This window comes from Nocardioides sp. Z38_18, assembly GCF_058215695.1.
Genome location: NZ_JBZAJE010000002.1, coordinates 1,616,775 through 1,639,956, shown reverse-complemented (window position 1 = coordinate 1,639,956; position 23,182 = coordinate 1,616,775). Strand labels below are relative to the sequence as shown.

22 protein-coding genes are annotated in these 23,182 nt (G+C 70.8%); 8 read left to right on the top strand and 14 right to left on the bottom strand.

Annotated features, from left to right (window positions below; all coding sequences use genetic code 11):
- Nucleotides 1–5 precede the first annotated feature (5 nt).
- From iolD to AC4BGC_RS18925, 10 genes are read right to left on the bottom strand one after another with little or no spacing between them, the layout of a single operon-like run.
- Nucleotides 6–1,907, bottom strand: a complete 1,902-nt coding sequence (gene iolD / locus AC4BGC_RS18970) for a 3D-(3,5/4)-trihydroxycyclohexane-1,2-dione acylhydrolase (decyclizing) (protein ID WP_490557132.1) — start codon at nucleotides 1,905–1,907, stop codon at nucleotides 6–8.
- The gene (gene iolB / locus AC4BGC_RS18965; protein WP_490557131.1) at nucleotides 1,904–2,887 is read right to left on the bottom strand and encodes a 5-deoxy-glucuronate isomerase; all 984 of its coding nucleotides are present in this window, start codon (nucleotides 2,885–2,887) and stop codon (nucleotides 1,904–1,906) included. The genes iolD and iolB overlap by 4 nt, the downstream gene beginning before the upstream one ends.
- 1 nt (nucleotide 2,888) lies before the next feature.
- Nucleotides 2,889–3,836 carry a Cgl0159 family (beta/alpha)8-fold protein gene (locus tag AC4BGC_RS18960; protein WP_490557130.1) on the bottom strand — a complete coding sequence of 316 codons (948 nt, stop codon included), beginning with the start codon at nucleotides 3,834–3,836 and terminating at the stop codon, nucleotides 2,889–2,891.
- Nucleotides 3,836–4,810: a 5-dehydro-2-deoxygluconokinase gene (iolC, locus tag AC4BGC_RS18955; protein WP_490557213.1), complete on the bottom strand. Its 975-nt coding sequence runs from the start codon at nucleotides 4,808–4,810 to the stop codon at nucleotides 3,836–3,838. Before iolC ends, AC4BGC_RS18960 begins: the two co-directional genes overlap by 1 nt.
- Complete coding sequence (locus tag AC4BGC_RS18950; protein WP_490546835.1) at nucleotides 4,804–5,670, bottom strand: sugar phosphate isomerase/epimerase family protein; 867 nt, start codon at nucleotides 5,668–5,670, stop codon at nucleotides 4,804–4,806. Before AC4BGC_RS18950 ends, iolC begins: the two co-directional genes overlap by 7 nt.
- Before the next feature lie 25 nt (nucleotides 5,671–5,695).
- On the bottom strand, nucleotides 5,696–7,192 hold the full coding sequence (locus AC4BGC_RS18945; RefSeq protein ID WP_490546836.1) for a CoA-acylating methylmalonate-semialdehyde dehydrogenase: 1,497 nt from the start codon (nucleotides 7,190–7,192) through the stop codon (nucleotides 5,696–5,698).
- Between the two features lie 51 nt (nucleotides 7,193–7,243).
- On the bottom strand, nucleotides 7,244–8,251 hold the full coding sequence (locus tag AC4BGC_RS18940; RefSeq protein ID WP_490546837.1) for a sugar phosphate isomerase/epimerase family protein: 1,008 nt from the start codon (nucleotides 8,249–8,251) through the stop codon (nucleotides 7,244–7,246).
- Nucleotides 8,252–8,282: 31 nt separating this feature from the next.
- Entirely contained in the window at nucleotides 8,283–9,467 is a 1,185-nt protein-coding gene (locus AC4BGC_RS18935; RefSeq protein WP_490557129.1) for a Gfo/Idh/MocA family protein, read from the bottom strand.
- A 43-nt stretch (nucleotides 9,468–9,510) separates the two neighbouring features.
- Nucleotides 9,511–10,518, bottom strand: a complete 1,008-nt coding sequence (locus tag AC4BGC_RS18930; RefSeq protein WP_490557128.1) for a Gfo/Idh/MocA family oxidoreductase — start codon at nucleotides 10,516–10,518, stop codon at nucleotides 9,511–9,513.
- Between the two features lie 29 nt (nucleotides 10,519–10,547).
- Nucleotides 10,548–11,471: a TIM barrel protein gene (locus tag AC4BGC_RS18925; RefSeq protein WP_490557127.1), complete on the bottom strand. Its 924-nt coding sequence runs from the start codon at nucleotides 11,469–11,471 to the stop codon at nucleotides 10,548–10,550.
- A 267-nt stretch (nucleotides 11,472–11,738) separates the two neighbouring features.
- Between AC4BGC_RS18925 and AC4BGC_RS18920 the strand changes: the two genes are divergently transcribed.
- The 7 genes from AC4BGC_RS18920 to AC4BGC_RS18890 all read left to right on the top strand — a co-directional run bounded on the left by AC4BGC_RS18920 (nucleotide 11,739) and on the right by AC4BGC_RS18890 (nucleotide 17,498).
- Nucleotides 11,739–12,737, top strand: coding sequence for a substrate-binding domain-containing protein (locus AC4BGC_RS18920; protein WP_490546841.1), 999 nt, complete (start codon nucleotides 11,739–11,741; stop codon nucleotides 12,735–12,737).
- 64 nt (nucleotides 12,738–12,801) lie between these two features.
- Nucleotides 12,802–13,869 carry an ABC transporter permease gene (locus tag AC4BGC_RS18915; RefSeq protein ID WP_490546842.1) on the top strand — a complete coding sequence of 356 codons (1,068 nt, stop codon included), beginning with the start codon at nucleotides 12,802–12,804 and terminating at the stop codon, nucleotides 13,867–13,869.
- 2 nt (nucleotides 13,870–13,871) lie between these two features.
- Nucleotides 13,872–14,687, top strand: a complete 816-nt coding sequence (locus tag AC4BGC_RS18910) for an ATP-binding cassette domain-containing protein (protein ID WP_490546843.1) — start codon at nucleotides 13,872–13,874, stop codon at nucleotides 14,685–14,687.
- A complete protein-coding gene (locus AC4BGC_RS18905; RefSeq protein WP_490557126.1) occupies nucleotides 14,684–15,124 on the top strand; it encodes a universal stress protein in 441 nt (146 codons plus the stop codon). Before AC4BGC_RS18910 ends, AC4BGC_RS18905 begins: the two co-directional genes overlap by 4 nt.
- Entirely contained in the window at nucleotides 15,111–15,860 is a 750-nt protein-coding gene (locus tag AC4BGC_RS18900) for a sulfite exporter TauE/SafE family protein (protein ID WP_490546845.1), read from the top strand. Before AC4BGC_RS18905 ends, AC4BGC_RS18900 begins: the two co-directional genes overlap by 14 nt.
- A 54-nt stretch (nucleotides 15,861–15,914) precedes the next feature.
- Nucleotides 15,915–16,673, top strand: a complete 759-nt coding sequence (locus AC4BGC_RS18895) for a GntR family transcriptional regulator (protein WP_490546846.1) — start codon at nucleotides 15,915–15,917, stop codon at nucleotides 16,671–16,673.
- Nucleotides 16,674–16,760: 87 nt separating this feature from the next.
- Nucleotides 16,761–17,498: a hypothetical protein gene (locus AC4BGC_RS18890; RefSeq protein WP_490557125.1), complete on the top strand. Its 738-nt coding sequence runs from the start codon at nucleotides 16,761–16,763 to the stop codon at nucleotides 17,496–17,498.
- Between the two features lie 22 nt (nucleotides 17,499–17,520).
- On the opposite strand, the gene AC4BGC_RS18885 is transcribed toward AC4BGC_RS18890, so the two are convergent.
- A complete protein-coding gene (locus tag AC4BGC_RS18885) occupies nucleotides 17,521–18,111 on the bottom strand; it encodes a TetR/AcrR family transcriptional regulator (RefSeq protein ID WP_490557124.1) in 591 nt (196 codons plus the stop codon).
- A 25-nt stretch (nucleotides 18,112–18,136) separates the two neighbouring features.
- On the opposite strand from AC4BGC_RS18885, the gene AC4BGC_RS18880 reads away from it, so the two are divergent.
- Nucleotides 18,137–19,054 carry an alpha/beta hydrolase gene (locus AC4BGC_RS18880; protein WP_490557123.1) on the top strand — a complete coding sequence of 306 codons (918 nt, stop codon included), beginning with the start codon at nucleotides 18,137–18,139 and terminating at the stop codon, nucleotides 19,052–19,054.
- 11 nt (nucleotides 19,055–19,065) lie between these two features.
- Here the strand turns inward: AC4BGC_RS18880 and AC4BGC_RS18875 are convergent, their stop codons facing one another.
- The 3 genes from AC4BGC_RS18875 to AC4BGC_RS18865 all read right to left on the bottom strand — a co-directional run bounded on the left by AC4BGC_RS18875 (nucleotide 19,066) and on the right by AC4BGC_RS18865 (nucleotide 23,101).
- Nucleotides 19,066–20,730 (bottom strand): class I adenylate-forming enzyme family protein, encoded by a 1,665-nt coding sequence (locus tag AC4BGC_RS18875; protein WP_490557122.1) that lies wholly within the window; start codon nucleotides 20,728–20,730, stop codon nucleotides 19,066–19,068.
- On the bottom strand, nucleotides 20,727–21,680 hold the full coding sequence (locus tag AC4BGC_RS18870) for a cyclase family protein (RefSeq protein WP_490557121.1): 954 nt from the start codon (nucleotides 21,678–21,680) through the stop codon (nucleotides 20,727–20,729). The genes AC4BGC_RS18875 and AC4BGC_RS18870 overlap by 4 nt, the downstream gene beginning before the upstream one ends.
- A gap of 143 nt (nucleotides 21,681–21,823) precedes the next feature.
- A complete protein-coding gene (locus AC4BGC_RS18865; RefSeq protein ID WP_490546852.1) occupies nucleotides 21,824–23,101 on the bottom strand; it encodes a hydroxyacid-oxoacid transhydrogenase in 1,278 nt (425 codons plus the stop codon).
- Between the last annotated feature and the right edge of the window lie 81 nt (nucleotides 23,102–23,182).

The following is a 23,182-nucleotide window of genomic DNA, read 5'->3' as shown; positions in this document are numbered from 1 at the left end:
CCTGCTCACAGCCATCGGACCTGCTCCTGCTTGGCCTCGTCGTAGGCCTCGCGACCACTCAGGGAGCCCGGCACCCCGGTCTCCCACCAGGCGCCCGCCTCGGTCCAGGCGGCGGGGTGCGTGCGGCACACGACGACGGCCGGACGGCGCTTCTCCCGGGCAGCGTTCCGCGCGCGGTCGTACGCCGCACGCAGCTCCTCCACGCCGGCGTCGGCCGGCACGTCCTCGACGAGGCACCCGAGCGACCGGGCGTGGGCGGCGAAGTCGACGTGCACGCTGCCGTCCGCGCCGGGACCACGCGAGTCCGAGAGCAGGTTGTTGAACCCCTCGGCGCCCTGGTTGGTCTGCAGCCGGTGGATCACCGCGAAGCCGGAGTTGTCGCACAGCACCGCCACGAAGGGGTGGCCCGCGAAGGCGGCGGAGTAGAGCTCGGAGTTGAGCATCAGGTAGGACCCGTCGCCGAACAGGCCCGTGACCAGGCCGTGGGGGTGGGTCTGCGCACGCGCCATCGCCGCGCCCCAGGGGGCGACGACCTCGTAGCCCATGCAGGAGAAGCCGTACTCGAGGTCCATCGTGGCGCCGGAGGTCGGGGACTGGTCGTGCTTGACCACCCCGGTCCGCCAACCGCCGTGCAGCTCGCCGGGCATCCCGCCGGAGGCGGTGAGCACGTAGTCCTCTGGGCCGCTGGCGTCGTTGACCACGCCGACGACCTGCGCATAGGTCAGGGACCCGTCCGGGGCGGCACCCTCACGGAGCCGGTCGACGTGCGCGTCCCAGTCGGTGAGCCGGGCACCGGCCTGGGTGGACCACGCGGTGTCCGCGCTCCACTCGCCCAGCGACTCCGAGAGCTCCGCGAGCGTCACCCGCGCATCGCCCACGACCGCCTGCGCGGAGTGCTTCACGGCGTCGAACCGCGCGGCGTTGACGGTCACCAGGCGCACCCCCTCGGCGAACCCGGTCCACGAGGAGGTGGTGAAGTCCTGCAGTCGCGTGCCCACGGCGAGGACGACGTCGGCCTGCGCCGCGAGCTCGTTGGCGGAGGTGGCGCCGACGATACCGAGCGCCCCGCCGTAGAGGCGGTGGTCGTGCGGGACCAGGGTGCGGCCCGCCACGGTCTCGACGACCGGGACCCCGTGGGAATCGGCGAACGCGATCGCCTGCATCGCCGCGCCGGAGTAGCGCACCCCGCCGCCCAGGACCAGCAGCGGACGCTCGGCCTGCCGCAGCGCCACCGCCGCCTCCTCGAGGTCGTCCCGGTCGGGGCGCTGCCGGGGGACGCGGTGCACCCGGGGCTCGAACATGGCGAGCGGGAAGTCGAACTCCTCGACCTGGGCGTCCTGCGGCATCGCCAGCACGACCGGCCCGCAGTCGGCCGGGTCGGTGAGGACCCGCGCCACCTGCGGCAGCGTGGCGAGCAGCTGCTCGGGCCGGGTGATCCGGTCGAAGTAGCGCGAGACAGCCCGGAAGGAGTCGTTGACCGAGGTCGTCGGGTCCCCGTAGTGCTCGACCTGCTGGAGCACCGGGTCGGGCGCCCGTCCGACGAAGGTGTCCCCGGGGAGCAGCAGCACCGGAAGCCGGTTGGCGTGGGCCACCCCCGCCGCCGTCACCAGGTTGAGCGCACCGGGCCCGATCGAGGTGGTCACGGCCATCACCTGCCGGCGGTCCATCGCCCGGGCGAACCCGACCGCGGCGAGGCCCATCCCCTGCTCGGTCTGCCCGCGCCAGGTGGGCAGCTCCTCGCGGTGCTCGTGCAGCGCCGTGCCCAGCCCGAGGACGTTGCCGTGCCCGAAGATGGCGAAGATCCCCGGGAACAGCGGCACCTCGGTCCCGTCGAGCAGCTCCGAGCGCTGCGCGATCATCCACCGGACCAGGGCCTGCGCCGTGGTGAGTCGGATCGTGCCGGTCATCGTGCCTCCTCCGGGTGGGCTGGATCGTCGTACGACGGGACCAGGCCGTCGGCGCGCCCGGACGCCGAGGTGACCGGGCAGCGCGGATCGAGCTGCTGGTCGGCCCAGCCGTCCCGGATCCACGCGTGGTCGGGGTCGTCGCAGAACGCGAGAGCTCGCTCGGCCCCCGGGCCGGCCATCACGTTCAGGTAGTACATCGGGTATCCAGGGGCCGCCATGCACGGACCGTGGTAGCCGTGCGGGACGAGGACGACGTCGTGGTCGCGAACCTCGACGGTCTCGTCGAGGGGCGCGAGGCCGGCCTCCTCGTGCTCGGGGCCGGTGTAGGTCCGGTGGTAGCCGACGCCCGTGCGGGAGGGAGTCACCTGGTCCGGGCCGGCGATCCGGTAGTAGTAGATCTCCTCGTTGACCACCTCGCACGGCGCCGACGCGTCGTGCTTGTGCGGCGGGTGGCTCGACCAGTTGCCCGGCGGGGTGACCAGCTCGCAGCAGACCAGCTTCTCGGCGTGGTCCCACACCCCGGGGACCCCGAAGTTGTTCACCTGGCGGGTCGCCGTCCCCGCCCCGCGGACCTCGACCGGCACCTCGGCGGCGGCGCCGTAGCGCGGCTCGAGGCGGTGCTCGCAGCGTGCGGCCGGGAGGGCCACCTCGGCCACCGTCTCGGACCGCAGGGTCAGCAGGCTGTCCCGGCCCACGTAGGCGAAGTCGGTGACGGCGCTGAACACGCTCGCCCGGCCGTCGAGGTCGAACTTCGCCTCGCACGTCCCGGGCGACTCCGCGAGGGACACCTCCGCCCGCACCGAGCCCCGCAGCGGCAGCACGAAGACCTCGCTCGGCCCGGTCTCCACCTGCACCGCCTGGCCGGGGGCCAGTCGCAGGACGCGTAGCCCGGTCCACTCCCAGCCGGCGTCCTGCGGCGTCAGCGCCACCAGCTCGGCGGCGCTCCCGGCGGACCCGGGGAAGGGGCGGTGGAGAGTCACCTCACTCACCGTCCTTGGCGGAGCGGAGCACCTCGGCCGCAGCGTGTACGGCGGCGCCGACGTCTCCGTCGGGTGGGTAGAGCAGGCTCCGGCCCACGACGAGCCCACGCACCGCCGGGTGGGAGAGGGTCTGCCCCCAGGACTCGAGGGCGGCGGCAGGGTCCGAGCTCGGCACTCCGCCGAGCACGACACAGGGCAGCGTGGTCGACCCGAACACGGTCTCGAAGTCGTCGCAGGAGGGCATCTTGAGCCAGGTGTAGGCGCTCGTCGTACCCAGCCCCGAGGCGATCGTGACCGCGCGGGACAGCGCGGGCGCGTCCTTGCGCAGGAACGGGGTGCCGTCGGCGTCGCGCTCGTAGGGCAACGGCTCCACCATCGCGACCAGGCCCCGGTCGGCGAGCTCGCTCACGGCGCGCGCGCAGGCCTCGATCGTGGTGGCCGTCCCGGAGTCGGTGTCGTCGATGCGCAGCAGCATCTTCCCGCCCTCCAGGCCCCACCGGGCGATGCTCTCGGCGTCGTAGCCCGTGAACCGGTCGTCCATCGTCCAGGTCGCGCCGTCGAGGCCGCCCCGGTTCATCGACCCGATCACGACCTTGTCGTCGAGGGCGCCGAGCAGCAGCAGCTCCTCGATCACGTCGGGGGTGCCGAGCACCCCGTCGACATCGGGGTGGTGCAGCGCCTCGACGAGCCGGCCGAGCAGGGACCGGCGATCGGCCATCGCCATCGCGTCGCCCCCGGACGCGAGCGCGCCGCGGGCAGGGTGGTCGGCGGCGACCAGGAACAGCGTCTCCCGCTCGGAGAGGAAGCGGGCCGGGCGTCGCCGGGCGGCATAGGCCTTGGCGACCGCACCCGGGTCGCTGGCGCGCAGCCGCAGCAGGTCTCGCCACTGCTCGGTGGTGATCTTCGGTCCCCGCCGCTCCACGATCGGCTCGACCTCGCTGGCACTCATCAACGATCCCCTCCCCGCGCGACGAGGTCGGTGAGCTCGGCGAGCGTCGGCATCGCGTCCGCGCACGCCAGCCGGGAGGCGACGATCGCCCCGGCCGCGTTGGCGTGCCGCGCGATGTCGGCCGGCCCCCACCCGGCGAGGAGCCCGTGCACGAGGGCAGCGCCGAAGGCGTCCCCGGCCCCGAGGCCGCAGACGACCTCGACGGGGTGGGGCGGTACGACGTCACGGCCCTCGGCGGTGGCGACCAGGACACCCTCGGCGCCCATCTTCACCAGCGCCAGCTCCACGCCGCGGTCGAGCAGCCGGGTGGCCGCCCGGTCCGGGTCGCCGGTGCCGACGGCGACCTCCACCTCGGCCCGGTTGCCGACGGCCACGGTGACGTGGTCCAGCATGGCGTCGTACTCCGCGCCGGCGTGCCCGGGCGAGGACCAGAACATCGGCCGCCAGTCGAGGTCGAGCACGGTGTGCCTGCCCGACCCGGCCTCCGGACGGCCCCGGTGCTTGAGCATGGTCAGCTGGGAGGTGCGCGCCGGCTCAGCGCTCACGCCGGTCCCGGTCACCCAGAACACCGGCACGTCACGGACCACGTCCCAGGGGATGTCGTCCTCGCCGATGGTGAGGTCGGGCGCGACCGGCTCCCGGTAGAAGACCAGGCCGGGGTCCTCGGGCGGGTCCAGCTCGCAGAACACCACGGGCGTGAGCAACCCGGGGGCGGTCCCGACGTACGACGCGTCCACCCCGAACCCGGTCAGGGCCTCCCGAACGAACTCGCCGAACCCGTCCGGGCCCACCTTGGTGAGCACGGCCGTACGCCGCCCCAGCCGTGCCGCGCCCACGGCGACGTTGGTGGCCGTGCCGCCGAGGTACTTGGCGAACGTGGAGACGTCCTTGAGGGGTCCGTCCTGCTGGGGGTAGATGTCGACCCCCACCCGGCCCACGGTGAGCAGCTCGAGCTCCCCCGCGACGCTCACCAGGACCCCACGTAGGAGTCGATGGTCTTGCGCATGAAGCGGCTGGAGTCCTGGGCCCGCTCCTCCCAGGCGAAGACGCACGAGGTCATCACGTTGCCCTCACGGGAGCCGAAGCCGAGCTGGTGCAGGGTCGCGAAGAACTCGTCCCAGCGGACCTCGCCCTGGCCGATGTCGAGGTGCTGGTGCACCCGGACCGGGTTCCCGGGCGGGTTGGTGATGTAGCGCAGGCCCGAGGACCCGGTGTGGTCGAAGGAGTCGGCCAGGTGCAGGTGGGTCATCAGGTCACCGGCGTAGGTCATGATCTCGGCCATGTTCCCGCCCATGTGGAAGGTGTGCGGCGCGCAGTAGAGGAAGGACACGAGCGGTGAGTTGATCCCGCGGATCATGTCGACCGCGACGAGCCCGTCCTCGACGAAGTCGTCGGGGTGGGGCTCGAGACGGAGCTCGACGCCCTCGCGCTCGAAGACCGGGAGCAGCTCCTCCATCGACCGCCAGAACTGCGCCTCGGACCTGCTCGCCGCCTCGGGGCGGCCGTTGAACTCCGAGTTCATCACCCGGCAGTCGAGGTCGACGGTGATCTCGATGGCGCGCTTCCAGTAGCGGACCGCGGCCTGGCGCTCGTCCTCGTCGGGTCCGGACCAGCGGTAGAGCGGCAGGTGCGAGGCGACCTTCACCCCGGCAGCGTCGAGGGCCTTCTTGAACGAGCGCACGGTGGCGTCGTCGGCGCGGGGGTGCAGGAAGAACGGGGTGAAGTCCTCGCGGGGCGAGAGCTCGAGGTGCTCGAAGCCGAGCTCGGCCACCACGCCGGGGAGCTCGAGCAGCGGGGTGCTGCGCAACATGTACGGGTCGAGCGCGATCTTCATCTGCATCTCCTGCCTGCTGCGGAGGTCATTTCGACGTCGGGAAGTGGAAGCTGGCGTCGCTGGCGTTCTCGCTGCGCGGCCAGCGGGAGGTGACGACCTTCGCCCGCGTGTAGAAGCTCACGCCCTCGGGCCCGTGCACGTGCAGGTCGCCGAACAGGGAGTTCTTCCAGCCCCCGAAGGAGTAGTAGGCCATCGGCACCGGGACGGGCACGTTGATGCCGATCATCCCCACGTGCACGCCGCGCTGGAACCGCCGCGCGGCCTCACCGCTGTTGGTGAAGATGGCCGTCCCGTTGCCGTAGGGGTTCGCGTTGACCAGGGCGATGGCGTCATCCACCGTGTCGAGGCGTACGACGGAGAGCACCGGCCCGAAGATCTCCTCGGTGTAGACGTCCATGGCGGTGGAGACGTCGTCGATCACCGTGGGGCCGACGAAGAACCCGTCCTCGTGACCGGGTACGACGTGCTCGCGGCCGTCGACGGCGATCCGGGCGCCCTGCTCCTCGCCGGCGCCGATCAGCCCGACGATGCGCTCCTGCGCGGCACGGGTGACCACCGGACCCATCTCGCTGTCGGCCTCGCGGCCGTCGCCGACCTTGACCGCGCGTGCCCGGTCGTTGACGGCCTCGACGAGGCGGTCCGCGACGTCACCGACCGCGACGGCGGCCGAGATCGCCATGCAGCGCTCGCCGGCCGAGCCGAAGGCCGCGGCGGCGAGGTGGTCGGCGGCGAAGTCCACGTCGGCGTCAGGCAGGACGATGGCGTGGTTCTTGGCTCCGCCGAGCGCCTGGACCCGCTTGCCGTTGGCCGTGCCGCGCTCGTGGATGTACTTCGCGATCGGGGTCGAGCCCACGAAGGACACGGCGGCCACGTCGGGTGAGTCCAGGATCGCGTCGACCGCGACCTTGTCGCCGTGCACCACGTTGAAGACGCCGTCGGGGAGGCCGGCCTCCTGCCACAGCTGCGCGAGCAGCATCGACGCGGAGGGGTCGCGCTCGCTCGGCTTGAGGACGAAGGTGTTCCCGCACGCGATCGCGACCGGGAACATCCACATCGGCACCATCGCGGGGAAGTTGAACGGGGTGATCCCGGCGACCACCCCGAGCGGCTCGCGGAACGAGAACGTGTCCACGTCGGTCGAGACCTGGTCGGAGTAGTCGCCCTTGAGCAGGTTGGGGATGCCGCAGACGAACTCCACGACCTCGAGGCCGCGCTGCACCTCGCCCAGCGCATCGGAGAGGACCTTGCCGTGCTCGCCGGTGATCACCTCCGCCAGCTCCGCGGAACGGGCGTTGACGAGCTCGCGGAAGGCGAACAGCACCTTGGCGCGCTTGTTCACCGACGTCTGCGACCAGTCCTCGAACGCATCCCTCGCCGCGGCGACGGCAGCCTCCACGTCGGCCACGTCGGCGAGCAGGACCTCGGCCTGCTGCTCCCCCGTGGCCGGGTCGTAGACCGCGGACGCGCGCTCCGAGACTCCGGAGGTCGGCTTGCCGCCGATCCAGTGCTCGATGGTTCTCATACGGACCTCCTACTTTGTACTTACATTCTGACTTTAACAGTGGGTGCGCGTTCAGGCCACCCCTGCGTCCTCGGCCGCGGCGAGCAGGTGCTGCGCGGCGAACTCCAGCCCCTCCACCTGCCCGAACGAGGCGTCCTCGTGCTCGATGTTCACCGGCATCTCGGGGTCGACCTTGTAGATGGCGGCAAGGAAGCGCGCCCAGAAGCCCACGTCGTGGCCGCGGCCCACGGCGACGAAGGACCAGCCGGGCACCTCGGGCCACCTGGTCACCGTGTAGCGACCGCCGAGACCCACGGGGTCCTCCTCCGCCGGGATCCACTCGAAGCGGTCGTCGAGCACGCCGTTGACGGCGGCGGTCTCGTGGATCAGCGTGTCCTTGGCCGCGGCGAAGAACACCAGCGGGCCGAGGTCCTCGATCGCCCTGACCGGGTCGATGTGCTGCCAGAAGAGGTGGCTGGGATCCATCTCGGCGCCGAGGCGGTTCCTGCCGTCCGCAGGCGTGGTCCGCTCGACCAGTCGCTTCATCGTCGCCGGGTTGAACACCAGGTTGTGCGGGTGCATCTCGATCGCGACCCTGACGTCGTGCTCGGCCGCGAGCTCCTGGATCTCCTTCCAGAACGGGACCGCGACCTCGTCCCACTGGTAGTCCAGGGTCTCCTTGTGGACGCTGTCCCACGGGATGACCGTCCAGGCCGGCCGCGAGCCGCCGGGGTCGGTGGCGGGCAGGCCCGACATGGTGATCACGGTCCTGATGCCGAGCAACCCGGCCAACCGGATGGTCCGCCTCAGGTCCTCGGCGTGGTGCACCTCCGGATCGGGGTGCAGCGGGTTCCCGTTGCAGTTCAGCGCCGTGAGCTCGATGCCGTACTTCGGGAAGATCGCGAGGTACTCCTCGCGCGCCTCCGCGCTCTCCAGCAGCTCATCCACGGGCAGGTGCGGCGTCCCGATGAACCCTCCGGCGTTGACCTCGGCGCTGTTCAGGCCGAGGTCGCGCATGATCGCCAGCGCCTCCTCGAGGGGCAAGTCGTGCAGGCAGGCGGTGTAGGCACCGATCTTCATCGCGGCCAACCTCTCTCTTGGTGGGGTGACGTCAGGCCAGGGAGACGGCCTGGCCGCCGTGGAGCGCGGACTGGGTGACGGCGGCGAGAATCTCCAGGTTGTGCAGGCCGTGCCGCAGCGTCGGAACGGGCGGCAGCCGGTCGAGCCCGGCGACCTGGTCGAGGAACGCACGCGCCTGCCAGGCGAAGAAGTCGTTCTGCCCGTGCCCCACCGAGGGGAAGTCCATCGGCAGACCGCGCGCCAGATAGGGGTGCCCGGGACCGAGCAGCACCTGCCGGGGGCCGTTCACGAGCCCGTCCGGCCCCAGGTCGGCGAAGGTGAACTCCCCGGGCCGGCCCAGGTCGTACGCCGCCGAGCCGACCTCCGCGGACACCTCGAAGCCGAGCCCGTTCGGCAGGCCGTGGGCGACCCGCGAGACCGAGAAGGTCCCCACGGCACCGTTGGCGAACGTGGCGGTGAACGTGGCGATGTCCTCGTTCTCCACGGGCGCCAGCTCGTCGCTGACCGCGCCGCCGGCGTGGCCGACGGTGACACCGAGGGGCACCGGCCGCTGGTCGGTGAAGGTCGCGAAGACGGCGCCGCTGACGCTGGTCATCGGCCCGCAGAGGAACTCGCCGATGTCGATCAGGTGGCTGCCGATGTCGGCGAGCGCACCGCTGCCCGGGCCGCCGCGGTAGCGCCAGCTGATCGGGTTGCCCGGGTCCTGGCCGTAGTCGCACCAGTAGTGGCCGTTGAAGTGGCGCACCTGCCCGATCGAACCGGCGCTGACCTGCTCGCGGATCGCGTTGATCCCCGGCGCCCGGCGGAAGGTGAACCCGATGCCGGCGTGCGTATCGGCGGCCTCGGCCGCGGCCACCATCGCCTTGGCGTCCTCGACCGAGGGGGCCAGCGGCTTCTCGCACAGGACGTGCTTCCCGGCAGCGAGCAGCGCCTCGACCACCTCCCGGTGCAGGTCGTTGGCGACGGCGACGCTCACCACGTCGATGTCGGGCGCGTCCACGACGGCCTCCCAGGAGGTCTCCGCCCTCTCGTAGCCGAACCGCTTGGCCGCGTCGGCGGCCGAGGGCGCGTGCGCGTCCGCCACCGCGACGAGGCGGGTGTCGGGACGGTCGAGGTCGAACAGGGTCCCGGCGGTGCGGTAGCCGGCGGCGTGCGCTCGTCCGACCATGCCGACGCCGATCACGGCGACACCGATGGGGTCGATGGGGTGGGTCATCGCGGTTCCTCCTGCTGGTGACGAGGGAAGGGTCGGACGGTGGTCATCGGTAGAGGCCGGGCCGCTCGCCCAGCACGATCTCGACCCGCTCCCCGCCGTAGAGGGACTGCACGCCGGCGTCGCACACCTGCTGCGCGGCGTACCCGTCCCACGAGCTCGGGCCGGTCAGCGGCACCCCGCCGGCCACCTCGTGGATCCACTCCTGGAACTCCACGTCGTAGGCCGCCACGAACCGCTCACGCCAGTCCGCCGGGACCGCGACGCCGGCGCTGTTGTCGCGGCGCAGGACCACCTGCCCGGTGTCGGCCAGCGCGGCGGTGCCGTCCTCCCCGACCACCTCGCCGCGGATGTCGTAGCCGTAGCGGATGTTCACGGAGGTCTCCACGTTGACCAGCACGCCCGACTCCGTCTCCAGGATCATCAGCAGGGGGTCCTGCAGGTCGCCCCCGTGGCTGTTCGGCTTCGCCGCCACCACCCGGATCGCCCGGAGCTCCTCGCCGAGCAGCCACCGCGTCACGTCGAAGTCGTGCACGGCGGTGTCGACGATCGCCATGTCCCGCGTGTAGTGGTCGGGCACCGACGGGTTGCGGTGGCCGGAGTAGTAGATGAGGGGCGCCCCCACGGCGCCGGAGTCGATCACGCGCTTCAGCGCTCGGTACGACGCGTCGTAGCGGCGCATGAACCCGACCTGCACCAGGCGGCGGCCACCTGCCAGCTCCGCATCGATGATCCGGCGGCACGCGTCGGTGGTGGTCGCCAGCGGCTTCTCGCAGAAGACCGGCTTGCCCGCCTCGATGGCCGCGACGACGTACTGCTCGTGCGTCGGCCCCCAGGAGCAGACGATCACCGCCTGCACCCGGCTGTCGGCGATCAGCTCCTCGCCCGTGGCGTGCACCCGCGCGCCCGGCAGCCCCGCGGCCACCTCCTTGGCGACGACCTCGTCGGCGTCGCTGACCGCGACCACGTCCGCCCCCGAGACGACCTTGGTGAGTCGACGGACGTGGTCGCGGCCGATCATCCCGGTTCCGATGACGCCGACGTCGAGGCTCATGGTTGGCGCTCCTTCATCGATCCGCGGTCTCAGTAGGGCCAGCGGCGGACGGGACCGAGACCGCAGCCGACGTAGTAGCCGGCGGTGCGTGCACCGATGGGTAGGGGGATGTGCGGCTCGACCGGGTAGAGGTCCTGCTCGATCACCGCGTAGATCTCGCGGTCGAGCCTCCCGAGCTCGTCGAGCAGCGGCGGCATGTCCGGCTCCCCGTAGGGCGGCTCGCACATGATCCCGAGCTTGACCGACTCCGAGAGCGGCATCCGCTCCGCGAGCGCCCGAGCCCGTACGACGGGGTCCACCGACTTGAGGTGCACGTAGGTGATCCGCTCGGGGAAGCGACGGATGATCTCGACGTTGTCGCCCTCGCAGTAGGCGACGTGGCCGGTGTCGAGGCACAGGTTGACCAGCTGCGGGTCGGTGTCCTCCAGGAAGCGCTCGATCCGGTCCTGGGTGTCGACGTGGGTGTCGGCGTGCGGGTGGAAGACCAGGTTCACGCCGTACTCGCCGGCGATGACCTTGGCCAGCTCGTTCGTGCCGGAGACCAGGTCGTGCCACGCCTCCGGGTCGAGCTCTCCCGACCCGGAGGCGGCCCCGGTGTGCTGGTCGGTGTACTGCTCCGGAAGGTGGACGAGGTACTGCGCCCCGACCGCCGCCAGCAGCGCCGCCTCCTGGCTGAACTCCGCGATCGCCGTCTCCAGCGCCTCCTTCCCCCGGTGCAGGCCGGCGAAGACCGTCCCTCCGCACGCGGTGAGGTCGCGCCGGGCCAGCTCCTCCTTCAGCTGCGCGGGGTCCTGCGGCATGAAGCCCTGCGGACCGAGCTCGGTGTACAGGTAGCCCGCCGCCGCGATCTCGTCGAGGTAGACGTCCCAGGTGACCTGGTGGGGATCGCGGGCGAACCAGACGCCCCACGAGTCGGGCGCGGTGCCGAGGCGGATCTTGGAGAGGTCTGACATGGCTGCTCCGAGCTTGTCCGGGTGGTGCGTGGGCGGGTACGGGCGAGGTGTGCCCCGCGTCACACCCATTCCACCGAGGAGCCGGAGTGCTGTCAAGGGTTTGTTCTTACATTCTGTCGGCCTAGCAAACTTCTCCACATGCTCCGAACTTAAGTATGTTAGAACAAAGTCTTGACAAGCCAACTTGGGCGGGACGAGGCTGTGACGGAAGACACACTCCAGCCCCGCGCCGGGGCACTGCGGTCCTCGAGGAAAGGAACACCGACCATGAAGCAGACCCGAGCCCGAAGAGGCGGTCCCCTCGTCGTGGGGGCAGTGCTCGCTGTGATCCTGTCCGCCTGCGCCTCCGGTGGCCGCACGGACATGGAGGACGACAGCTCCGAGGCCAGCGGTGGCGCCGGCGACAACTCCGGCTACACGATCGCGATGATCACCCACGAGACGCCGGGCGACACCTTCTGGGACAAGATCAAGTCGGGGGCCCAGCAGGCGGCGAAGAACTACGGCATCACCTTGAAGTACGCCAACGACCCCGACCCGGGCAAGCAGGCGACGCTGATCCAGAACGCCATCGACTCGAAGGTCGACGGGATCGCCACCACCCTGGCCACCCCGGACGCCCTGGCGTCGTCGGTGAAGGCCTCCGAGAGCGCCGAAATCCCGATCGTCGCGTTCAACTCGGGCATCGACCAGTACAAGGACCTCGGCGCCTCGATGTACTTCGGCTCCGACGAGGAGCTCGCCGGTGAGACGGCAGGGCAGCGGATCGTCGAGGACGGCGGCCAGAAGCCGCTGTGCGTGATCCAGGCCTCGGGCTCGGTGGCGCTGGAGACCCGCTGCGCCGGCGTGAAGTCCAAGGCGCCGGGCACCACCAACATCCAGGTCAACGGTGCCGACGACTCCGCGGTGGTCTCCTCGCTGCAGGCGAAGCTGGCCCAGGACAAGTCGATCGACTACATCGTGACGCTGGGCGCCCCGATCGCCCTCGACGCCATCAAGGCGAAGGAGGCCTCCGGCAGCAAGGCGAAGCTGATCACCTTCGACCTCAACGCCGACGCGGCCCAGCTGATCAAGGACAAGAAGATCGAGTTCTCGATCGACCAGCAGCCCTACGTCCAGGGCTACCTCGCTGTGACCTCGCTGTACCTCAACCGGAAGAACGGGAACGACATCGGCGGTGGTGGACCGGTCCTCACCGGCCCCTCGTTCGTCGACGCGTCGAACATCGACACCATCCTCCCGTTCGCGCAGAAGGGCACCCGGTAGGCGCCCCGCGGGTGGCCGGCCACCACGGCCGGCCACCCGCACCAACCGAACCACGGAGGAACTCATGAGTCAGACGTCTGAAAGACCGGCCGCCGAGGCCGCCCCGACCGAGGCATCGAACCGGGTCCAGCTCAGCTTCACCAACAGGCTCCTGGCCCGCCCCGAGATCGGTGCCCTCGTCGCCGCGGTGGTGATCGGCATCTTCTTCCTGGTGGTGGCGCCGCCCTTCCGCTCGGCGGAGTCCCTGGCCACCGTGCTCTACCAGAGCGCCACCATCGGGATCGTGGCCGTGGCCGTCGGCATGCTGATGATCGGCGGGGAGTTCGACCTCTCCGCCGGCGTCATGGTGACCACCGCGGGCCTGTTCAACGCGATGTTCTCCTACCAGTACAACCTCAACCTGTGGGTCGGCGCGGTGCTGAGCCTCGTCGTCGCGCTGGCGATCGGGTTCCTCAACGGCTTCCTGGTGATGAAGACCGGCATCGCCAGCTTCCTGATCACCCTGGGCACGTTCTTCGTCCTCCAGGGCGCCAACCTGGGCGTGACCAAGCTGGTCACCGGCTCGGTCTCCACCCCGAACATCAACCAGATGAACGGCTACGACCAGCTGCAGAAGGTCTTCGCCTCCTCCTTCGAGGTCGGCTCGGTGCGCGTGAGCATCATCGTCATCTGGTGGTTCCTGTTCGTGGCCATCGCCTCGTGGGTGCTGCTGCGGACCAAGATCGGGAACTGGATCTACGCGGTCGGCGGCAACCAGGCCAGCGCCCGCGCCGTCGGCGTACCGGTGACCGCGGTGAAGATCGGCCTGTTCATGACCGTGAGCTTCCTGGCGTGGTTCATGGGCATGCACACGCTCTACAACTTCAACACGATCCAGGCCGGCAACGGCGTGGGCAACGAGTTCCTCTACATCATCGCCGCGGTCGTGGGCGGCACCCTGCTCACCGGCGGCTACGGGAACGCCATCGGGGTCGCGATCGGCTCGTTCATCTTCGGCATGACCAGCCTGTGCATCGTCTACGCCGGTTGGGACCCGAACTGGTTCCGCGCCTTCCTCGGCGTGATGCTCCTGCTCGCGGTCCTCGTCAACCTCTACGTCAAGAAGCTCTCGACCACCAGGAAGGTGGCCTAGCCATGACCGACACCATCACCGAGCACGCCGACGAGACGCTGAGCCAGGGCGAGCCCCTGGTGGAGATGAAGGACGTCGGCAAGAGGTACGGCGCGATCCGGGCCCTGCGCGGCATCAACCTGACCGTCCGCGCGGGAGAGGTGACCTGCGTGCTCGGTGACAACGGAGCCGGCAAGTCGACCCTGATCAAGATCATCTCGGGCCTGCACCCCTACAACGAGGGCATCCTCGAGGTGGACCGCAAGGAGGTGCACTTCTCCTCACCGCGCGAGGCCCTGGAGCACGGGATCGCGACCGTCTACCAGGACCTGGCGGTGGTCAGCCTGATGGAGGTGTGGCGCAACTTCTTCCTGGGCTCCGAGCTGACCAAGAGCCGGGTCCCGCTCTCGGGCCTGAAGGTCAAGGAGATGAAGCGGATCGCCGACGAGGAGCTCCGCAAGATGGGCATCGTGGTCAAGGACATCGACCAGCCCATCGGCGAGCTCTCCGGCGGCCAGCGGCAATGTGTGGCCATCGCCCGGGCCGTGTACTTCGGCGCCCGGGTGCTGATCCTCGACGAGCCGACGGCCGCGCTGGGGGTCAAGCAGTCCGGGGTGGTGCTGAAGTACACCGCCGCAGCCCGGGACGCGGGCCTGGGCGTCGTGTTCATCACCCACAACCCCCACCACGCCCACCTGGTCGGCGACCACTTCGTGATCCTCAAGCTGGGTGAGGCGGTGCTCGACAAGAAGCGCAGCGAGGTCACCCTCGACCAGCTGACGCGTCAGATGGCTGGCGGCGACGAGCTCACCGAGCTCTCCCACGAGCTGCACCGATGACCGTCGCGGTGGCACACCAGGTCTCGGAGACCGCTCGCCTCGCGTTGTCGCACGCGGTCCAGGAGGCGGTGTTCCGGGGCACCGACCTCGCCGTGCTGCACGTGGTCGACTCCGGGATCGACGCCGACCGCGAGGACGCCTACCGCGCGGGTGTCTCCGACGACATCGAGCGGGCGGTGGGCAAGGACGTGGAGATCAGCTGGCAGCTCCACCTCGCGACCGGGAGCCGAGACGACATCGGCCAGCTGATCGTCGGCCTCGCCGACCGGACCCGGGCGGACCTCCTCGTCCTGGGCGCGCGGCGGCGCTCCCCGGTCGGCAAGGCGCTGCTCGGCAGCGTGGCGCAGACCATCATCCTGGAGGCCAACGTCCCCGTCCTCGTGGTGAAGGCACCCCAGAAGAAGACCCAGTCGCAGGGCAGCAGTGGGGCCCGCTGAGCTGACGCTCGGCGGGTGGTTGTGGCTGGCGGCAGCTGCGGTGCTGGTGGGCATCGCCAAGACGGCCGTCAGCGGGCTGGGGTCGGTCGCCGTGGTGATCTTCGCCGCCGTGCTCCCGGCCCGGGAGTCGACCGGCGCCCTGCTCCCCCTCCTGGTGTGCGGCGACCTCGTCGCCGTCACCTGGTACCGCCGGCACGCCCGGTGGAGCACCATCTGGCGACTGCTGCCCGGGGTGGCACCGGGCCTCCTGCTGGGGGCGTGGTTCCTGCACGTGGTCGACGACGAGGTGATGCGGCGCACGATCGCCGTCATCCTGCTGGTGATGTGCGTGCTGCAGCTGGGCCAGCTCACCCGTCGCACGGCACCCCTGGCCGGCGTACGGCCGCACCGGCTGACCACGGTCGCGGCCGGCGCGGGCGCCGGGTTCGCCACGATGACGGCGAACGCCGCGGGCCCGGTGACCACGGTCTACCTCGTCCGGGCCGGCCTGCCGATGGTCCAGCTGGTCGGCACCGGCGCCTGGTTCTACCTGATCGTGAACCTCGCGAAGCTGCCGTTCAGCGCGGGCGTGGGAGTGATCACCCCGGCCACGCTCGCCCGGGACGCGACCCTCGTCCCGGCACTCCTCCTCGGCGCGGCGGTGGGGATCGGGGTGCTGGGACGCCTGCGTCAGCGACAGTTCGAGGTCGCGGCCCTGCTGTTCTCCGCGGCCGCGGCGGCGTTGCTGCTCGTGTGACGGTGCTTGCGACACCCTCAGCCTTTGACAGTTAGTTCTGACATAATGAGCTCCATGTCCGTGTCAGCTCCCCGTGTCGACTCGCTGCCCCGCTTCGCGGTCGACCGCACCAGCCCGGTCCCCCTGTACTTCCAGGTGGCGCAGCACCTCGAGGACGCCATCCAGTCCGGTGCCATCCCCACCGGCACCCTGTTCCAGAACGAGGTCGACCTCGCGGCCTCGCTCGGCCTGTCCCGGCCCACCATGCGCCGGGCGATGCAGCACCTCGTCGACAAGGGCCTCGTCGTACGCCGGCGCGGCATCGGCACCCGGGTGGTGCAGCCCAAGCTGCGGCGGTCGCTGGAGCTCTCCAGCCTCCACGACGACCTCGCCCGTGCCGGCCGGACGCCCACGACCGAGCTCTTGGCCTTCGACCGGGTGGAGGCGGCCGACACGGTCGCCGAGCGTCTCGAGGTCCCCGAGGGCACCACCGTCCTGCGACTGGTCCGGCTGCGCCGGGCCGACGGCGAGCCGATCGCCCGGCTGACCAACTACCTGCCCGAGCAGGTCGCCGGGTTCGACGAGGCAGACCTCGTCGAGCACGGCCTCTACGACCTGATTCGCCAGCAGGGCATCTCCCTGCACTCGGCCACCCAGACGCTCGGCGCGCGGACCGCCACCGCCGCCGAGGCCCGGCTGCTCGACGAGCCCCGCGGCAGCGCGCTGGTGACGGCGCAGCGCGTGACCTACGACGACGGGGGCGTCGCGGTCGAGTACGGCACCCACATCTACGCGGCCAGCCGCTACACCTTCGAGATCAACCTGCTCACCTGAGAGGCCCTCACCAGGCGAGCCAGTGCCAGCCCCAACCCCAGCCGCAGCCCATGGCGTGCGCCTCTGCGAGAAGGAATAGTCGTACCCATGGCTGATCGACCGGGCCAGGAGCCTGAATATCTCGACCAGGTCGCGGAGCGCGTTGACGCGACGGTGGCTGCGGTGGCGGCCGGCTCCACGGGCCCGGACGACGCCTGGCCGGTGGACGTCCTCAACCCCGAGGCGGGCCACCACCACGTCACTGTCGACCCCGGGGAGCTCCGGGCGGCTCTGCGCGCCGGGGAGCAGAGCCGACGGCGTTTCGCCTACTACGAACGCAGGTACGGCGAGCGAGGGCGGCGCTTCACCCAGAGCGACAGTGCCTGGATCGTCACCCTGGTCACACAGCCCCGAGACATTGCCGAGGGCCAGCTGCGCTGGCTGGGTGCGCTGCTCGCAGCTCGGGGGATGCCCCGCTGGCTCCTGGAGGAGCACCTCGCCGTGCTGCACTCCGAGCTGGTCCGGGGCCTGCCCGACCGTCCGGCGGCGTACGACGAGCTGCGCCGCGTCTCGGTGGTGCTCCGGGACGAGCGACTCAGCCGCCTGGACGCGGAGACGACCTCGGCACTCGTGCGGGACTTCGACCGTCGCGTCGACCCGGCCCCCGTGACCGGGGTGCCCGAGGCCGGCTCACTCCTGGTCGCGGCCGTCGCCGACGAGCTCGCGGGAGTGGACCGGGCCGTCGAGAGCCTGCTGGCCTGGCTCGCCGATCCAGCGCGCTTCCCCGAGCGGTGGGTCACCGCCGCGACCGCGGTCGTCGCGGCCGCACGCGAGGCGGGCAGCTGACCCGAACCCGGGTGCGCACGGCTCACCCCGAGGGTCTCGCCGAGAGCGACTCCAGCGCCGCCTCGACGGTGCGGTCGACGATGGTGTCGTCAACCGGCGGCAGGCCGGGCAGGACGGCCCTCATCAGGATCGGTCCGGTGAGCAGGTCGCAGATCCACTCCCAGTCGTCGTACGGCGCGATCTCGCCACGATCCGCGGCCCGGCGCAGGATGGCCGCGGTCGCGGCCCGTCGGGGCTCGAGGAACGTGTCCACGAAGGCATCGGCGAGAGCAGGCTCGGCCCGCAGGGCCACGAGGAGGCCGGGCAGTGCCCCGGTCACGACGGGGTCCACGAAGAGGTCACGCTGATGGCGCTGGAGCGCCTCCAGGTCGCCGCGCAGCGTCCCGGTGTCGCGCGTCGGGTCAGCACCGAAGCGCCCGACCAGGGCCGCGACGACCAGCTCGGCCGCGTTGCGGTGGCGGCGGTAGATCGTGGGCTTCGTGGTGCCGGCACGTTCCGCGACAGCGCTCAGGGTCGCGGCGGCGTACCCGCCCTCCGCGAGGAGCTCGCAGACCGCCTGCAGCACCGCTTCGTCGATGCGTGCGTCCCTTGGCCGACCACTCTTGACCACCATAGTTTACGCATCGTAACGTAATGAAATGACGACCACCGCGACGACCCGCGAGACCCACACCTTCAAGGGAGTCGACGGGGTCCCCCTCCACTCCTGGGTGCACCGTCCGGCCGCGCCGCCCTCGGGCCGGTTGCCCGTCGTGGTCCTGGCGCACGGCATCGGCGGGGTCAAGGCAGCGGGGTTGGCGCCCTTCGCCGAGGCGTTCGCCGCAGCCGGTCACGTCGCCCTCACCTTCGACTACCGACACTGGGGCTCATCCGGCGGGGAACCCCGCGAGATGCTCTCGATCAGGGAACAGCTCGAGGACTACCGCAGCGCGCTGGCGTACGCGCGCACCCTGCCCGACGTCGACCCGGCGGCGGTCTTCGTGTGGGGCACCTCCTTCGCAGGGATGCACGTGCTCGAGCTCGCCGCCTCCGAGGACGGCCTCGCCGGGGCGATCGCGCAGTGCCCGCTCGTCGACGGGGTCGCAGGCATGGTGAACATCGCGCCGATCACCGGGCTCCGCCTCACCGCCTCGGCCGTGCGGGACCGCGTGGGCGCAGCCCTGGGCCGTGAGCCGCGCTACCTGACCCTGATCGCGGCACCCGGCGAGCAGGGCGTCATCACCACACCTGACGGTCTCCCCGGACAGGCCCAGATCGCCCCTCGTGACGGATCACCCTGGCCGAACCGGATCACCGCCCGCAGCCTGCTCGACGTGAGCTTCGCCCGACCGGTTCGCCGCGCCCGGCATGCTCGTTGCCCGCTGCTGCTCGTGGTGGCCGAGTCCGACTCGATGGCGCCGGTGGCTCCGGCCCTGCGCGCAGCGGCACGCGCTCCGCGAGGCGAGCTCTACCGCAGTGCAGGCGGTCACTACGACGTCTACGAGGGCGGAGCCGACCACACCAACGTCCTCGCCGTGGAACTCGGCTTCCTCGCCAGGCACGCCTCCCGCACCTGAGGGCTGCCGCCTCAACCGAGCTGGTCGCGCAGCTCGCGGCGCAGGATCTTGCCGGTGGTGGTCTTGGGCAGCTCGTCGACGAACTCGACCGACCGCGGGTACTTGTACGCCGCCAGCTGCTCCTTCGCCCAGGCGATCAGCTCCTCCTCGCTGAGCTGCTTGCCGGGCTTCAGGGAGACGAAGGCCTTCACGCTCTCCCCGCGGTACTCGTCGGCCACACCCACGACGGCGACCTCCCGCACGGCCGGGTGCCCGTAGAGCACGTCCTCGACCTCACGGGGCCAGACCTTGTAGCCGGACGCGTTGATCATGTCCTTCTTGCGGTCGACGAGGTAGAACCACCCCTGCTCGTCCATGAACCCGACGTCGCCCGTGCGCAGCTCCCCGCCGGGCAGTGACTCCTCGGTGGCCTCCGGCTTGTCCCAGTAGCCGGCGATCACCTGGGGCCCCGAGGTGCAGATCTCGCCGAGCTCGCCGACCGGGGCCTCGTTGCCCTCCTCGTCGCGGATCCGGACGACCGTGCTGCACACCGGCACGCCCACCGAGAGCGCTCCGGTGTTGGGGTCCACCGGCGCCTCGACGCCCCGCGGGACCGCGTGCGAGGGCGAGTTCGTCTCGGTCAGCCCGTAGATGTTGTGGATGTAGAGACCGGTCTTCTCCTGGAACGACTTCGCCACCGCCGGGGAGATCGGGGCTCCGCCGGAGTAGACGGTCCGAAACGACGACCAGTCGTCGCGGTCCGACCCCTCGATGCCTCCGAGCGCGATGAAGACCGTGATCGCCCCGACCGTGAAGGTCGGGCGCTGCTCCCGGATCGTGTCCAGCACGACGCCGGGCTCGAACCGGTGCGCCAGCACCAGCGGGCATCCGGTGAGCAGGGCGACCCCGACGTGCCCGACCAGACCGGTGATGTGGAACAGCGGCGCGATCCCGAGCACGGAGTCGTCGGGGCCCAGGCCCATCCAGTCCCGGTAGACCTGGGAGTTGAACGCGAGGTTGGCGTGGCTGTTCATCGCCCCCTTCGGGACCCCCGTGGTGCCCGAGGTGTAGGTGAGCATCGCGACGTCCTCGCCCTTGATCGAGACGGGCGGCGGGCTCTGTCCGTCGTACTTCTCGAGGAGCTGGGACAGGTCGGAGGTCTGCTCGTCGCGGATGCGCTCCATCCCCCCGAACAGCCGCTCGTCGTCGCGACCCTGGCCGTCGAGGGCCGAGCAGGTGATCACCGTGCGCACCCGCACCTCGTCGGCGTCCACGACCCCGCGGCCGACGTCACGCCACAGGTCATCGAGGCAGAGCATCGCCGTGGCACCGGAGTCGGCGAGGAGGTAGGTCAGCTCGCGCGACTTGTTCATCGGGTTGATCGCCACCCCGGAACCGCCGGCCTTCCAGGCGGCCAGCAGCCCGAGCACGAACGCAGGGTTGTTCTGCACGTAGACCGCCAGCCGGTCCCCTGCCGCGAACCCCTCCTCACCCAGGGCAACCGCGAGCGCGTCCGACCGCCGGTCGAGGTCGGCGAAGGTGAGGTCGGTGTCGAAGTAGCGGATCGCGACCGCCTCGGGGTCCCGGGCCACCGTGGCCCCGAACAGCCCAAGCATGTCGGCGTACTCCTGCTCGAGGTCAGTGGGTACGCCGTCCTGGTAGAGCTTCAGCCACGGGCGGTCGTCGTAGACACTCACTTGATCGCGAGGGGGTTGACCGGTGAGCCGCTGGCCTCGTGCACCTTCAGGGGTGCCGCGGCGTAGAGGAAGGTGTACTGCTTGTCCTCGGCGCAGGAGGCCGCCAGCTTCTCGAGGTCGCAGATCTCGGTGAGGGTGATCCCGAGGTTGCGCATCAACGCGCAGTGCAGCGGCAGCGCGGTGCCGTTGTTGGGGTCGTAGGTGACCTCGTTGGCGATCGTGTCGGTCACCAGGTTCGGGATCTCCATGTCCTGGAACCACTGCACCAGCTCCGGGCTGTAGACCAGCCCGGCCTCGCAGAAGTCCTCGTAGAACGCGTCACCGAGCTCGAAGAACTGCTGGAGGAAGTTGGTGCGGATCACCAGGATGTCGTGCGGCTCGATCGTGACGCCCTGAGACTCCGCGCAGGCCATCAGGTCCTCGTGGTTGAAGGTCTCGGCCTTGTCGAGCATCTCCTTGCCGCGGAACCGCGCCATGTCGAGCAGGATCCCGCGACCGACCACGCCGCGCTCGGCGATGGGCGCGACGCTCGCCTTGTCGAGTCCCCCGACGGTGGTGCGGGCCTCGTAGCCGTTCCAGATCTGCCCGCCGTACCAGACGTGACCGAGGGCGTCGTACTGCGTGGAGCCCTGCAGGAAGGCCGAGATCTTGTCGTCGGCGTAGTGCAGCCCGCCCGGGAACGCGGGCGCCTCGTCGCTGTCCCAGCTGGACTCGTCGAGGACCATCGTCTTCTCCGCCGGGGTCCGCCCCGGCCACACCGGGTCGCCCTTGGGGTCGCCGATCAGGCGCTGGAGGGTGAACACCGTGCCCGAGGTGATGTGCCGGACACCGCGCATCACCTCATCGACCGTGAGGTAGTTCAGCGCCCCGACTTCGTCGTCGTCACCCCACTTCCCCCAGTTGGTGGGAGCGTCCTTGAGCAGCTCGGTCATGTCGGGTGCGTCGGTCATCTGGCCCTCCATCTGGCGGCCGGAGTCCGCCAGTTCGTGGCAGTTGTGGGGTGTGATCACCGTCACACGCGCTCGCGCGGGCTGTCAACGAGTCGGGGGCCAGCAAGGTTTCCCGGCCCTCGACTCGGCCCTCGACCCGGGGCTCACCAGAGCTGCAGCGAGCCTCGGAACACCGAGGCCAGGACGTCCTCGTCCACGTCGCGGGGGCAGGTCGCCAGCAGGCGCTGCTGCTTCATGCTGCCCTCGACGAGGTCGTCGATGTCCGCGGCCTCGAAGCCCACCGCCGCGATGCCGTTGGGGATCTCGATGTCGTGCATCAGGGAGATCACCACGTCGGCCAGGGTGTTCTCGTCGCCCTTCTCGGGATCGACCGAGGGGTCCAGGAGGTGGGCCGCCCGGAGGTGCCGCTCAGGCGAGGCCTCGAAGGTGAACCGGAACGCCTCGGGTGCGGTCAGGGCAACCGACATCCCGTGCGGGACCATCGCCTCGTCGCCCGGGTACTGCGGCGGGTGGTAGCCAGTGACCCGGCCCGCGATCGGGTAGCCGTTGGCGTGCGGGATGTGCACCCCGGCGTTGCCGAACCCCATCCCCGCGAACGTGGCCGCCAGCGCCATGTTGGTGCGCGCCTCGCGGTTGTCGCCCTCGTGCACGGCCGTGCGGAAGGACTCGCCCAGCAGTCGCATCGCCTTCTCCGACCACATGTCCGCGATCGGGTTGGAGCCGCAGTAGGGGACCCGCTGCTCGGGGCGCTTCTTGTCATAGCTGGTGTAGGCGCGCGCCGTGTAGCTCTCCAGCGCGTGGCAGAGGATGTCCATCCCCGAGGACGCCGTCACCATCGGCGGCTGGGTCATGGTCAGCTCCGGGTCGATCACCGCCAGGGCGGGCCGCAGGCGGGGGTGGCTGATCCCGGTCTTCACCTTCAGGCTGAGCACGTCGAGCACGCACACCGTGGTGCTCTCCGCGCCCGTCCCCGCGGTCGTGGGTACGGCGACCAGCGGCTTGAGCACGTTGACCGGCGCCTTGCCCTCCCCGACGGGTGCGTTGACGTAGTCCATCAGCTCGCCGGGGTTGTTCATCAACAGGTTGATCGCCTTGGCGGTGTCGATGCTGGACCCGCCGCCCACCGCGACGTAGGCATCGAAGTCGCCCTGGTCGCGGGCGAAGGCGATGGCGTCGCGCATGCTCTCGTCCGTCGGCTCGACCCGGGCACCGTCGTAGAGCACGGCCTCGATCCCGAACCCGCTCATCTGCTCCGCGACCCGGCCCGGCAGCCCGGTCTTCGCGAACTCGGCGTCGGTGACCACCAGGACGCGGGACGCACCGAGCTGGGAGAGGTCGTAGCCGATCTCGTCCGAGGCGCCCGGGCCGAACTTCAGCTGGGGGGCGCCGTAGGTGAAGACTGTCTCGGCTGTGCTCGTCATGTCGCTCTCCTCCGATGGGGTTCCTCGTGTCACCTAACCACTGGGCCCAGGTGTTGGCGAGGGGGCCCGAGGGTGCGGCGG

What these genes read in the sequence shown, in the direction of transcription:
- iolD (WP_490557132.1), bottom strand. Translation starts at nt 1,907, where the DNA reads ATGACCGGCACGATCCGACTCACCACGGCGCAGGCCCTGGTCCGGTGG.
- AC4BGC_RS18960 (WP_490557130.1), bottom strand. Translation starts at nt 3,836, where the DNA reads ATGAGTGCCAGCGAGGTCGAGCCGATCGTGGAGCGGCGGGGACCGAAG.
- AC4BGC_RS18950 (WP_490546835.1), bottom strand. Translation starts at nt 5,670, where the DNA reads ATGAAGATCGCGCTCGACCCGTACATGTTGCGCAGCACCCCGCTGCTC.
- AC4BGC_RS18945 (WP_490546836.1), bottom strand. Translation starts at nt 7,192, where the DNA reads ATGAGAACCATCGAGCACTGGATCGGCGGCAAGCCGACCTCCGGAGTC.
- AC4BGC_RS18940 (WP_490546837.1), bottom strand. Translation starts at nt 8,251, where the DNA reads ATGAAGATCGGTGCCTACACCGCCTGCCTGCACGACTTGCCCCTCGAG.
- AC4BGC_RS18935 (WP_490557129.1), bottom strand. Translation starts at nt 9,467, where the DNA reads ATGACCCACCCCATCGACCCCATCGGTGTCGCCGTGATCGGCGTCGGC.
- AC4BGC_RS18930 (WP_490557128.1), bottom strand. Translation starts at nt 10,518, where the DNA reads ATGAGCCTCGACGTCGGCGTCATCGGAACCGGGATGATCGGCCGCGAC.
- AC4BGC_RS18925 (WP_490557127.1), bottom strand. Translation starts at nt 11,471, where the DNA reads ATGTCAGACCTCTCCAAGATCCGCCTCGGCACCGCGCCCGACTCGTGG.
- AC4BGC_RS18920 (WP_490546841.1), top strand. Translation starts at nt 11,739, where the DNA reads ATGAAGCAGACCCGAGCCCGAAGAGGCGGTCCCCTCGTCGTGGGGGCA.
- AC4BGC_RS18915 (WP_490546842.1), top strand. Translation starts at nt 12,802, where the DNA reads ATGAGTCAGACGTCTGAAAGACCGGCCGCCGAGGCCGCCCCGACCGAG.
- AC4BGC_RS18910 (WP_490546843.1), top strand. Translation starts at nt 13,872, where the DNA reads ATGACCGACACCATCACCGAGCACGCCGACGAGACGCTGAGCCAGGGC.
- AC4BGC_RS18905 (WP_490557126.1), top strand. Translation starts at nt 14,684, where the DNA reads ATGACCGTCGCGGTGGCACACCAGGTCTCGGAGACCGCTCGCCTCGCG.
- AC4BGC_RS18895 (WP_490546846.1), top strand. Translation starts at nt 15,915, where the DNA reads ATGTCCGTGTCAGCTCCCCGTGTCGACTCGCTGCCCCGCTTCGCGGTC.
- AC4BGC_RS18890 (WP_490557125.1), top strand. Translation starts at nt 16,761, where the DNA reads ATGGCTGATCGACCGGGCCAGGAGCCTGAATATCTCGACCAGGTCGCG.
- AC4BGC_RS18885 (WP_490557124.1), bottom strand. Translation starts at nt 18,111, where the DNA reads ATGGTGGTCAAGAGTGGTCGGCCAAGGGACGCACGCATCGACGAAGCG.
- AC4BGC_RS18880 (WP_490557123.1), top strand. Translation starts at nt 18,137, where the DNA reads ATGACGACCACCGCGACGACCCGCGAGACCCACACCTTCAAGGGAGTC.
- AC4BGC_RS18870 (WP_490557121.1), bottom strand. Translation starts at nt 21,680, where the DNA reads ATGACCGACGCACCCGACATGACCGAGCTGCTCAAGGACGCTCCCACC.
- AC4BGC_RS18865 (WP_490546852.1), bottom strand. Translation starts at nt 23,101, where the DNA reads ATGACGAGCACAGCCGAGACAGTCTTCACCTACGGCGCCCCCCAGCTG.